Below are 12,649 nucleotides of genomic sequence, written 5' to 3'. Positions count from 1 at the left end.
CATGCAAAGAGCCGAGTTTCCACTCGGCTCTTTTAGCAACAACTTTATCTTTTTAGTTATTTTGTGCGACGAAGAGTATTTCTGGGGGCTCTTTTTTGCGATACTGGAGCAAGCAATTGCCGTGCTGAACTCCTTTTTACCGGCGCGGGCCTCTTAATTTGCGCAGGCCGCGGCGCAGGGAGATTGCCCTTGTTTGCCGGCATACGATAAACAAGGCCAGGTTTAAGCTTAACCGGCTTATTGCCCTTCATAATTGGATTGCCAAATCTATCATATCCAGGTTTTCCATTAGGATCCTCAACGAGAGTAACGGAAAGATTAATGCGAGCAAGTAGCGTATCAAGCTGGCTTGCAATCAATGCACCCACCGGATAAACGCCACCAGCGGTTGCCATTGTTGGATCAAACACAACGCCATTTGCAAGATCAACGAACCAGTTATTCATTTTATCCTGATAATAGGCAAAACCTTTGTCGGTCGCGCTCAGTTGATAAACGAATCGATCGCTTGCCGCATCATACGAAAGTCTGCTGAGCGAATCGGAGAGAATTTTGCCCGCATCGGAATTGGCAGGAACACCATGAACCATTGTTTGATCAACCGTTTGGAGCGAATCGGTCGATGGAAGTTTGTGCACCAATCTCGTTTGCCCACGACTATCGGTTACGACGTTAAGCCCCCAAGCACATTGCTTCCAGTAACTCAATTTCAATTTTTCAAGAGCGTTCACTTCACATTTGGTTGGTTCGTTTGGATCAAGCACCATCGTATCGAAAACAAAGTCGTACGAAATGCCGCCATCGGTTATCGCAACCCAATGAGATTTCACGAGCGGAGAATATGTTTTTTCCTGCGTTTTAAGCGTAATGGTGCCTGGAGTTCCATCCTCTTTTTTATATGAACCAGTAAATGAACCGTTGCCAGCAGATTTCAATTCGATCAAGTTATAGTTATACAGCAAATACTGGAAATTAAGATCGGGTTGGCCATTCCAAATAACCATAACTGGAGCACGCGGAGCATCCGCCTTAACATACGCCCCATTCGTTCGCGCATAGCGCAAAATGGTAGAATAAAGCGAACCGGGATTATAATCGGCCAAGAAACTCGCCTGCTGATTATCTCCCACCGGCCAAACCGAATATTGCTTTATGCTGCCATCACTATTTAACGATTGGAGGATTAATGCGGTGCGTCCATCATCGCTTCCCAACGCGTAGCTATACGATTTACCATCTTTCGAACGTCCAGGATTTGCTGCCGTCGACCATAAGTGATACTCACCATCCGCATCTAAATACGATGCGACGAAAAGCCCCACGCCATCTTGCCCAGCAATGAACAGTTCATTTTTAGTTGAACCTTTTTTTATGAAAACCTGATTTTCTCTCAAGCGGGGTTTTCCATCAACGTAATATCCGTATCCACCAACCAGATCATAATAATATTCTTTACCGCCTGAACTTATTTTTACAAAATAGGTAGTTATTTCAGGATTATAATAAAAATCATATCTCAATGATGGAGATGCAGGCAAATTAGCCGCTTTTACCGCTTGTGCACTTTCGTTGGCAACCTGAATCTTATTATAATTGTAAAGTGCATCATTAAGCGCTTGTACAGCCGCTTTGTCATTAGGATTTTTTGCGAATCTTTGCTGAGCGTTGCCTAGATTTATTCGTTGCTGACCAAGAAGTTTTTCCATGCCGCCCGCATCGATCTTGATCATAGAATCGGTTGGAATCGAAGGATGATCGCTTGCGATATCAAGCGTCTGTTTACCATTTGCATCAATTACTATTCCCGCATACGCACGAAGGTTTTCAAGAAGCCAACCGGTAAAGCGCCCAATTACTGCGCCATTACTATCGTAGCTCATGCCGATGCCATTATCTTTACCAGGCTCACCAACATTATAATCGATGTAAACTTTTGGCGTTTGATCTTCTCCAGCTTTGGCATCGGGCGATTCAAAATAATATTTTCCATCGCCAAGCAGTTTTAAATAACGAGGTATTGGCATTTGCAAAAGATCTTGAACATATTGCGCACTCTTTAAATTTGCAATCGTATTTGCTGAAAGCGGCGCATAGATTTTCTCTTCAGCTTCCCGCTCTTGCGCAATTTGTTTTCTCTCTTGTTCTAATTGAGCAAACCACGCCTTCGTAAGCGCATTAACGCGATCCTTTAATCGACCAATACTCGGATTATTACTGCCCCATGTTTTTTCTAAATAGGAAACTATTTTTTCTAAGAATCCTTGCGCCGTATCAAGCGATGGATCAAATCTTTTTAGGTTTCCTTGATATGATCCTCCACGATCATAAAGCGCACCCGAAACGAGGCTTATAACGAGCACGGTATTTTCATTTAATTTGTTTCCATATATCCAGTTATTTTCGTCGTTGATTGGCCCTTCGATCGTCACAAAATAGTTTTTAATGCGGCTTTGCAGTTCTTTTGGTTGCAGTTTGAGAGGATCATTAATATCTGTTGCATCTCCATAAATATAGGCCCCATTTTTCAAATCATCTTGTGAAATGAAAAATCTAAATCTGCCAAACATCGTATTTTCATTAAATTGCTGTTCAGCGACCGTTTGAAGGTAAGCGCCCTGAGTCGCCTGAATATTTTTTAATAAATTGGGTAAATATTTTTTAGAACGCTGTGCACGATCTAAAAGCTGATCAAGATCGGAAATAGTGCCAACTACTTGGCCCGATTGTTGCGCATCATGTACTTGCCCATTTGATAAACTGATCGCATAGCGCTGCGGCGCAGCCAAATTATATTCTTGCCCAAGATTTGATGTACCATCTTTATCGTCAGATAACACAAAAAATTCTGCCGGCCAACGATCGCTTGTATATACGTAACTACCGTTTTTTAAATCATCAACACTCGTTGCATACAATTCTATATTCTGAACCTGATCGGTAGTAAATCGATACGGCCCGAGCTCAATTTTTAAGAGCGATGGATCTTTGAGCATGCTATTTTTCCATGCAGTGAAAATGCCATCCAGTTGCGATCTGAATTGCGGTGCTTTTTGGTTAATAAATGCCCCAAGATATGTTTTAGGATCTGCTGGATCAACCACTAATCCCTGATCGGAAAGCGCCCATTGCGCTGGAAGTGGCAGAAGTTGTGCAGCCACCGTCGATTTTCCGTCAGCAGTTTTTGCACCCGCATTCGCCAAGGCTTTTTGTTGGTCTGGTGTCGGTTTGGTTGGATTTATTTCAGGATTCATAAATAGAGTATAGAGTGCAGTTTTATCGCCTTTAAAAACAACATCTCCATACTGTGAATTCTCTTTAGAGCTTGCTACCAAGCGAAAGCTTCCCGTTGGTGATTTATATACGAAGAACGGGCTTCGCTCTGGCGCCGGGTTCAGCATTTTATCGTAAAAGCGTGAAGTAATAACGCTGACAAAAAACTTTACGTTATCATCTGGCAACTGCCCAACCACTAAGTTTTTATTTTCATCAATAATCAGTGGAACAACATAATCGGTTGTACCATTTTCAATTAATGGAGAATCAACTTTGTAAACAAATACTCCCGCCTCTGCCAACTGCTTATCAATTGACAATTGCACGGTACCAATTTTAAATGGGCCATATTTCAATTGTTCAGAAACATCTTTCCATTGCGCATCATATACGCCTTTCATTGCAGCAGCTTGTATCCTAATATTTTCATCAATTGGAAATTCGGCTTGAGCTAAATTAGCATCTGCTTTTGAAGAATTGCCATCGTACGTATAAACGTTTCCAGAAATCAAACTTACCATTCTCAGATCGCCAGCGTTCGGCGTGGGTTGTAAAGAAGGAGTTCCGTACGTCGAACCTATAGGGCTTGGAACTAAAAGTGGTTGCAATACCGTTGGTGCTTTAGGATCAACAAGCACAACGTAATCACGCAGTAATGCGCTCAGTTTATTATCGGATCCTAACTGTTTTACAATCGCCTGAATATCTGGCGTATCTTTTGTTTGATAAACGAAACCGGTCGGCGGAACTGAATAAGAAACATATGGATAATTAGGAATCGCTTTTGTTATTTGCCCGTTTGAAAGTTGTTTGATTTGGTCGTCATTTAAAGCAGAAAATCCGGTCAGATTAAATGGGCCGAACGCATAACTATTTTGCAAAACAATTATAGCGGGCGCTAAAAGCTTCCCATACCCCTCGCCCTCCTTAAGAGCAAATGTACTACTTTTATTACTCCCTTGTTCAAATAGATCTGCTACGACAATGTCGCCTTTATAGCCCGTGGCCTGTTCCCTGCTTTCCTCATAAACAGCACCCGCTATTCCTTGGCGTGCACTTCCCCCAAGTTGATCAAGATATTCCTGCACAGGAAACTTTGCTTTACCCTTTGGATCTATTTTTAATAAGGGAATTGCAGGATTTTCAGGGTCAGCTGGCAATCCCGCATTAATGAAATGATAACCAGAATTGAGATGCAACATGCGAAATGGAAAACTAGGATCGGTTATAGCAATTGGCAAATTATTTGGACCAAGCTCACCATAATCGGAAATTGATACATAATAATTTGCATATTGTAGAAAACTGTCGGTATCGGCATCATCATTTCGCTTGGAAACTTCTGAACCACTTTGTGCATCAATCCCAACATAAAGCATAAACGATGAAAGTGGCGCTCCATCATTTATAAATGTTATGGGTATTTGCATCCAAATGGTTCCGAATGCCTGCGGTTGACGAAGCTGGTCTAGTTGTGCCTTGCGATTCATAGCTTCGGTTATCGGTCCGATAACAAAGTTAGGTATAGCAAACGCAAAGCCAGAAATAATACTTGTAATGATATGTTCTTTTATTATGGACTTGGCTTTTTCGATCGCCTTTAAATCAAGCGCTTCAAAATTTCCCGATTTTTCAATCCATTCCTTTTTTGCTGAATCATAATCTTCGTAAGCGGTGCGTTCACTCTCTTGTGCATTTTTTAACGCAGTTTCTTTACTATCAACTACTTCTTTTGACCAGCCATTCTTTTTTGCTTCTGCTAATTCTTCTTTTGCATTTTTTGTTTTAGCTTGAGCTTCTTTATATTCTTTATTTGCTCGATCATATTTTGATTTGGAACTTTGGCGCTCAGAAATTGTTTGTTCTTTTTGTGCGTCTTGCGTTTTCGTTTCTTGTTCTTGGAGCTTATCTTTCGCTTCCAGAGTTTTTTCTGGATCGCCTCCTTTTTCGTTTGCTGAAACTTGCTGCTGCGCTTCAGAAAGCTTTGCTTGCTCTTCGCTCACAATTTTAGTTTTAGCTTCTACTTTTTCCTCAATTTTTACGTCAACATTTTTCTCATCTTGTATAACTTTTTCTTGAGCCGGTTTTTCCAAATCGGTCTGGCCCGTTTCTTCAAGGTACTTAGCATTCGCTTTGTCGCCTGCAAGCGTATCTTGGGCTTCTTGTATTCCTTTGTCTTCCGGCGAAAGCAGCTCGGCTTCGATTTCTACATTCGGAATTTCGAGCTTAGGCTCCCTGATTGGAAATTTTTCAAGAATATCTGCTTGTACACCAAATTTCTCGAGCGTTGCTTTACTTAATGAAGGTAAACCTTTTTCTTCAGCAATTTTTTCAACTTGTGTGGCAAAATCCCCTTTAGCCTTTGAAAGGAATGTTTTGAACGATTGAGGACTTTCCGTTACGAATTTACCGTTTTCAATACTCGTGACATCGCCATTCTTAAAAGCCGCTTTGAGCTCATCCTTAAACGCTTGTTTTGCATCTTCGGGAAGATTTTTTATATCTTCAACGCTGACTCCCATTGAGTCTGCGACCTCTCGCGTTAATGCCTCAGCTTCGGCTTTACCTATAGATTCTGCGCCTACAACACCAGCTTCTTCAGCCGCTTCACGCACAAGGGTTGATTCAACCCCTTCCATCGAAAAAACATCTTCGACAAAAATAAAGCTGAGCAATAAACTCAGTAAAACTACAACAGTTCTTTGATTGACCATTACGCTCTCCTACGCTCATTTTTTTTACCTGGCAGCAGCGTAGCATAGTTAAATTCAGTGGTTCAAGAATTAAAAAAAGGCGCACGTAAATGCGCCCTTTTTTAGCGTGAGAGGTAGAACAATTTTTAAAAACCTAAACCAAATCCAAAACCGCCAAGTGGTGTTCCAACATCAAATCCTATTCCTGGCCCATAATAACCGCCATAATAATCGTTGTAGTAACGTCGACCATACGCGCGTGGATAATAATAATCCGCATCATCATAATAATATTCGGGCTGCGCATATTCTCGCACAATTTGGCGCGGGCGCGGATAATATTCACGAGCATTATAAGACTGCATTCTTGATGGAGCATTTTGCTCTATCGTTTCATCAATTATTTTGCCAAAATAACGCTCAATATAATCTTTCATCTCATCTTTAGTGAGAGCTTTATCGCTTTCTTGGATAGCAACGCCGCCATGAAAAAGAACTAATTTGCTGCCATTTTCTTTTGCCGCTTTATATGCAGCGCCAATTTCTGGCAAACGAGAGCTATTTACTCCAATAAAAGCAACCATCGCGTCTTTATAGCGTGGCTTTTGGCTTAATTGTAAAAACGCTCTTTTTATATCGTCTGCTTTGGTTTGCTCACCGGCTGCTGCATCGTGCGAATTAAAATGAACTACCGCTAAATTATGACTATTAAGAATGGAGCGGAATTCTTCGAGTGATCGAGGAATAAATAATTCAGCAAAAACAGTTTGTGAACCGATCGCTGCAATCAGCAGAACGATTCTTACATTCAATATTTTCATATGCACCCCCTTATTGTTTTATATCTGATAGTATTTTTTGACGTGGTTTATTTTGTATATTTCCCGATAGCACGTCTTGAATAAACAGTTGAACTTTATAGATATATTTATCCGGAATAAAGAACACAGAATCAAAATGGCGGCGCCCTTTTGTTATCCAAAGTCGTTTATAACCCGCAGCATTATCATATAAATGATGCGCTGCTTCTACTGTCACTTTCTCATCGTTATAACAATGGATCAAAAAAACTGGTGCCGAAACGTTTTTTATAGATTCCGCAGGATTTACCGGATAAATATAGGTATTAGTAGCGGTCGCATTCAATTGCGCTACCGTTTTTAAAACTGATTTAAGTATCGATTGCACATACGAGTTGAAAGCGTATCGTTCCAGAAATTTTTTGCCCGGCAAATCGAACGTATAGCCCATAATCGAAAATTTAAGATGATCCATGCATCGCTTTAAAATATTTTCACTCGTATCGTAGGGGCAATCGAGAATTAAAGCCTTAAAGAAAGGCTTCCCCTGCCGCTCAGATTCTGCTTGCGCCTGAATGGCTGCAACCGCTCCCATGGAAAAACCGTACGCGATAAGCGGCACATCTTTTAAATCTTCACGGGCATGCAAATAATTGGCCGCACCTGCAACATCCAGCGCTTCATCGCGGCCAAACGTGCAGCAATGGTCCGCTTCGACATGCTCACCGTGAGCACGAAAATCAAAAATCATTACATTATAATCGGGAAAAATAAGGCGGCGCATGAACGAAATATCAAATTTATTGCACATAAATCCATGGCATACAACGATAGTAGCCTCTGCACCTGGCTTTTTTACCAAAATCCCATGGCGCTCCATTGCCTTGCAATCGGTACCCGCTTGAGAAATAAAGGTAACATATTCCATTTGCGCGCCATCTAAATACTTTGTTTGGTTATCTAGAACTACGCGATCGGGCATTATAGCGCTAAATGAACCGACTATCATCGACCACCAAGCAACAAAAACCACGGTAAATAAGCCGAAAAGTAAGCGCTTGCCTACCTTTTTATACATACGTTCTCCCCTGCGCCTTGACATGTATATAAAAATTTTAACACCTAATCATTTCTATTTGCAATATTAACAAGTAAAAAAAGAGAGCGGGTTTGATATTCCGCTCTCTGAATTATTTATCTACGATTTGTTAAGAAAACTATGCGTCCTCTTGATCTAAAAGCTTATTCATTAACTCTTCAAGCTGTTTACGGCTCATCGGCTGATTAATGCGCGCTATCATTTTCTGATCTTTAAAGACCATCAAGCAAGGAATCGTTGGAACATGATATTCCTGCGCAATCTCGGGAGAAACGCTCGTATCAACTTTTAAGAATGCTACTTGTTCTGCAAATTCTGCCGCCACAGCTGAGAGGCTTGGCAACATTCGCATGCAGCTTGGGCAATAAGGGGCATAATAATCAACAACCACCAGCCCCTTTGCTGCGTTGATTATCTCTTTAAGCTCTTCTAGTTGCTTAATCTGTGGAACTTCAACCCTTTTTTCAGCAATAGTTGGCTTACTTCTTTTTTCTATTTCTCGCGCAACGGTGGTATTAAACCCATGCTCTTGGAGAAACGAAACGGCATCAAGGGCCGCCTTTATTCCATCGCCCGCGGCAACCCCTGCTTGGCGATAGCGATGATCGGTTACATCGCCTGCTGCAAAAATACCGGCCAACGAAGTAGCCTGGGTACGATCTGCCAGCGAAATCGTGCCTTCTGCATCCAATTTTAGATATTGTTTAAATAATGCGGCATTCGGATCATGGCCAATTGCCAAAAACACCCCACTTACCTGCATAGTTGATTGCGTATCGGTTTTTGAGTCAAAAAGTTCAACTCCGGTTACCAAATCGCCGTCGCCCACTATTGAACGCACCTCAGTATTATATTTAATTTCAATGTTTGCATAATCGTGCAATCGATCCTGCATTGCGGCTGCGGCACGCATACGATCTTTGCGCACTAAAATGGTTATTTTTTTTGCATAGGCAGCTAACTGAATCGCCTCTTCTATTGCAGAATCACCGCCACCAATAACAACAACTTCTTTATCTTGGTGAAATGGCGCATCACAAATTGCGCACGTCGTTACACCTTTGCCCCAATATTCTTGCTCACCCGGAATGCCGAGAGTTTTGGGAGTCGATCCTGTTCCAATAATAACCACAAGTGCGTAAAACGTTCTGCCACTTTCGGTAACGATCTGAAATGGCCATTGTGAAAAATCAACACGCTCGACCGCATCGCTAATAATTTCTGCGCCAAACTGAACAGCTTGTTCCTGCAAATCCTTCATCACTTCGGTTCCAAGAATTTTTGGTCTGCCTGGCCAGTTTTCAATATAACTTGTTTCGGTTAACGCACCGCCAGGTTTATTTCCCGCAATAACGATTGTTTTTATTTTCTGCCGCGCGCCATATAGTGCCGCGCTCAGCGATGCTGGCCCAGATCCGAGTATAACCAATGGCACTACACCCTCATGCTCATTAATTTTATTCATCGAAAAATCGAATGGTGATTTATTACGCCACGCATAATACAACGCACTCGTTCCACTCGCGCCAAGCAAAAAAACTCCCAAGAACAAGACAACTTTTAACATTCGATTTTTTAGCATACGCACATCCTTACTCACGATTATTAAAAAATTCACCCAATTATGTTTCAAGATTGACAAATAAATAAGTAGTTGTGTACCTTAATACCCGTCGTTAATAACAGTATAATTAACTCCTTTAAAAAAAGGCACAAGCGATGAAATTATTTTTGAAAATGATTTGCGCTCTCGTTATCACCGCAGCCGTAGCTCCTTCAGTTTTAGCAGCAGACAAAAAAGGCTCATGCTGCAGCACTGAAATGACAAAAATCGATGCTGATAATTCACCATCAGTAGGATGCACCTTCCTAAAAGCCGCAAAAATTGCACTTCCTTATGCTGCGATCCTTGCATACTTCAAATATCTACACAATGATGCAAAAAACGCAGAAAACAAGATTATAGAACTTTGCATCGGTGTTTGGATTTATGAGCACATCAAAGACCACGCAAAATATGTTGAAAGCCTAGTTGGTAACTTAGTAGGTAGCACAGTACAAGCTGCTTGCTAATTACGTTAGCCAATTATCTAGATTTAAGCCCCCGCTAAAATGGGGGCTTATTTATTTAATTTCTTTTTGCTATTTGTCCACCCAGATTGACTTTTTTTTGTTCTCAGGTACGATATTTTCTACAGCCGAACAAAAAATAAATGGGTTATTGCAAGAGGAAACTTAATGAAATTTTCTAATAGAATTAATATATTATTATGGTGCATGATCGCATCAGCCCCATCAATCGTCACCTTTAGCACCTATGCAGACTCAATAACGACTCCCATAGAAGGAAAAGAAGCCTCGGGATCATCACAGCAAGAAAATTCATCGCCCGCCGACAAGCAACTCCTAGAAGATACGATTGAGCTTCACTTGCGCTCAACGCTCGATATTTTCAAGAAGTTTGACTTCGTACTAGAAAATTTGGCCCAAGTCATTAATAACAACCAAATTCGTGGTTGCGACAAAGCAAAAGCTCTCGATCACATTAAAATGCTTCGCTATAACATCTTTCAAATTCAAAAAAGCAGCGCTTTAATGAATGATCAAATGAGTATTAAGCTCCTTAACGTTCTTTTTGCTGGATTTGCAGATCACGTTCGCATGCTCATTAAAAATCGTTTTATTGAGCTTCCAGAACCAAACTTTGATAGCATAATAAAGGATACGGTTACCCGAGGAACCCCAAGCTTTGAAGCAATCCGCAGCGATATTGCAGCTAATGAAAAATTAATAAGGACTATTGAATCTGAAGCAAATCGCATAGGCCTTTCTCTTTTCAATCGCGCATACCGCCGTGTTGAAAAATTCATGGATGACTATCAAGTATTGCCAAGAACAGGAAAAATTCTTATCGGTGCTTTAATTGGATATGTTTTAATCTCTAGAATACCGGGCCAGTACATACCTGACAAAGAAGATATAAAGAATCTAGGAGAGGAAAAAGTAGCTCAATTAATGGAAGAAAGCGCAAACTCGTGGCTTACTAGATTACAAAATTTTACGTTCGGCCCAAATGTCAGAGTAAATCAATTTGGAAAAATAACAAATAGCAACTGGGCGAAAACTCCTGGTTGGATAGAGCATTATTTAAGAAGTATTGGCATTGCTGATCTCGCATTTCCAGGATTAATTACTTGGGGGCTTTTTAAGGATCAGATCTCAACTACTTTCAAAGATTCAAGAACATGGACCGAAAAGAAATGGGAAATAATTCGCAGCTATTTGCGCGGCGGTCCCGTAATTAGAAAAGTCGACAAATGGGATAAAGAGCCAACAGTACGCTTTAAAGACGTTATTGGTAAAGATCACGCTAAAGATATCCTCTGGAGAGTTGTCGAATATATTCGTGATCATGAGCGTTTTGATAGAGCCGGAATAGTTCCAGCCGCAGGTTATTTACTTGCTGGCCCTTCACGAACTGGAAAAACATATATAGCTGAAGCGCTTGCAGGCGAAATTAAAGATGCTCTTGAGGCACAAGGCATTACAGATAAATTTAATTACATTTACTTCACCGCAGCAGAAGTGCTTCAATTTGGAATCTCAGCAATTATTTCATATGCAAAACAGCATGCTCCATGTGTACTATTTATCGACGAAATCGATATGCTCGGCGCACAGCGTGATCGAAACGCACAAGGTCTTTCAGAATTACTGACTGCCATGAGCGGCGCGATGATGAATGCAGATAATTCTCGCCAAGTTATTATGCTTGCGGCAACAAATGCTCCACAGAATTTGGATTATGCATTGCTACAACCAGGAAGATTTGAAAAAACTATTTGGTTTACGTATCCAACCGTTGCTGAACGCGCACACTTTTTGGGCAAGGAACTGGAAAAGCGCGCCATACTCACCGTTGATACAAACTATCTTTATAAGCTTGCGCAAGAAACAGACGGAATGTCTTTTGAGGGTATTCGTTCTATTATTATTACAGCATTGCAATATGCCAGAGCTGAAGGGGAAGTGCTCAATGAGATGCATCTTGAACGCGCATTCGATGAAGAAAGCAGATTGATTATCTTTGAAGAGCCACGTATTAGTGAGCAAGAGCGAAAATTAATTGCCATTCACCAAGCGGGCCACGCAATTGCTACGATGTTATTCCAAGGCAACCAAGCGGTAGCGAAAGTAACTATTTGCCCAGTCAACGTCAAACCGAAAGAAGAACCGGTTTGGATGAAATACGTTGATGAAAAAGAGAAGCAAGAATCTGTTGAGTATGGAAAGATATTTACTGTTCGCAAAAATGATGCCGCATCATTTAGCAATCGCGATGAACTCATTGCTCAATGTAAAATCGATTTAGCTGGCCATATTGCGGAAACCATCTTATTAGGCAATACAGGCTATACTTACCATCGACATGATAATCAAAAAGCTTTGGCTATGGCAAAATACATTATCTTTAGAGGTATGAAAGAAAGTGAATTGCCAAAAGAACAACGTGAAAAGTTGCAGCGCGAAGCATTTGATTTATTGAAACAATGCGAGAAAGAGGTCGCTGATCTTCTTACGCAACATAAAGATAAAATTGAGATAACAGCTCAAGCACTTGAAAAATATTTGAGCTTAAGCGGCTATCATCTTGAATTGATCATGGAAGGCAAACCATTGGTTAAAGAAGACGCATCAGCGCAGCCAACAGAAGCCGCACCTACAAAGGCAGAGGCAGAACCAGCTGCTCCCGCTGCATAAATTAGTTTTACAAAAATAAAAAA

The 12,649-nt window shown here is 41.0% G+C and carries 6 protein-coding genes; 2 read left to right on the top strand and 4 right to left on the bottom strand.

Annotated elements, in window-relative coordinates:
- Positions 1–56 precede the first annotated feature (56 nt).
- The 4 genes from HYX58_02420 to trxB all read right to left on the bottom strand — a co-directional run bounded on the left by HYX58_02420 (position 57) and on the right by trxB (position 9,447).
- Positions 57–5,987 carry a hypothetical protein gene (locus tag HYX58_02420; GenBank protein ID MBI2774834.1) on the bottom strand — a complete coding sequence of 1,977 codons (5,931 nt, stop codon included), beginning with the start codon at positions 5,985–5,987 and terminating at the stop codon, positions 57–59.
- Between the two features lie 125 nt (positions 5,988–6,112).
- Positions 6,113–6,331 (bottom strand): spore coat protein, encoded by a 219-nt coding sequence (locus HYX58_02415; protein ID MBI2774833.1) that lies wholly within the window; start codon positions 6,329–6,331, stop codon positions 6,113–6,115.
- A 466-nt stretch (positions 6,332–6,797) separates the two neighbouring features.
- Positions 6,798–7,844 (bottom strand): alpha/beta hydrolase, encoded by a 1,047-nt coding sequence (locus HYX58_02410; protein MBI2774832.1) that lies wholly within the window; start codon positions 7,842–7,844, stop codon positions 6,798–6,800.
- 139 nt (positions 7,845–7,983) lie between these two features.
- A complete protein-coding gene (gene trxB / locus HYX58_02405) occupies positions 7,984–9,447 on the bottom strand; it encodes a thioredoxin-disulfide reductase (GenBank protein ID MBI2774831.1) in 1,464 nt (487 codons plus the stop codon).
- Between the two features lie 137 nt (positions 9,448–9,584).
- Here trxB and HYX58_02400 point away from each other — a divergent pair, with 137 nt between their 5' ends.
- Positions 9,585–9,938 carry a hypothetical protein gene (locus tag HYX58_02400; GenBank protein MBI2774830.1) on the top strand — a complete coding sequence of 118 codons (354 nt, stop codon included), beginning with the start codon at positions 9,585–9,587 and terminating at the stop codon, positions 9,936–9,938.
- A 165-nt stretch (positions 9,939–10,103) separates the two neighbouring features.
- Positions 10,104–12,626 (top strand): AAA family ATPase, encoded by a 2,523-nt coding sequence (locus tag HYX58_02395; GenBank protein MBI2774829.1) that lies wholly within the window; start codon positions 10,104–10,106, stop codon positions 12,624–12,626.
- Positions 12,627–12,649: the final 23 nt, after the last annotated feature.

This window comes from Candidatus Dependentiae bacterium (assembly GCA_016191325.1).
In the GTDB taxonomy this organism is placed as follows: domain Bacteria; phylum Babelota; class Babeliae; order Babelales; family JACPOV01; genus JACPOV01.
The sequence above is the reverse complement of the archived record's forward strand: the minus strand, read 5'-3'. Positions and strand labels throughout refer to the sequence as shown.

Bases quoted from the DNA above. Each gene is read 5' to 3' on its own strand.
- HYX58_02420 (MBI2774834.1), bottom strand. From the start codon at position 5,987: ATGGTCAATCAAAGAACTGTTGTAGTTTTACTGAGTTTATTGCTCAGC.
- HYX58_02415 (MBI2774833.1), bottom strand. From the start codon at position 6,331: ATGCAGTCTTATAATGCTCGTGAATATTATCCGCGCCCGCGCCAAATT.
- HYX58_02410 (MBI2774832.1), bottom strand. From the start codon at position 7,844: ATGTATAAAAAGGTAGGCAAGCGCTTACTTTTCGGCTTATTTACCGTG.
- trxB (MBI2774831.1), bottom strand. From the start codon at position 9,447: ATGCTAAAAAATCGAATGTTAAAAGTTGTCTTGTTCTTGGGAGTTTTT.
- HYX58_02400 (MBI2774830.1), top strand. From the start codon at position 9,585: ATGAAATTATTTTTGAAAATGATTTGCGCTCTCGTTATCACCGCAGCC.
- HYX58_02395 (MBI2774829.1), top strand. From the start codon at position 10,104: ATGAAATTTTCTAATAGAATTAATATATTATTATGGTGCATGATCGCA.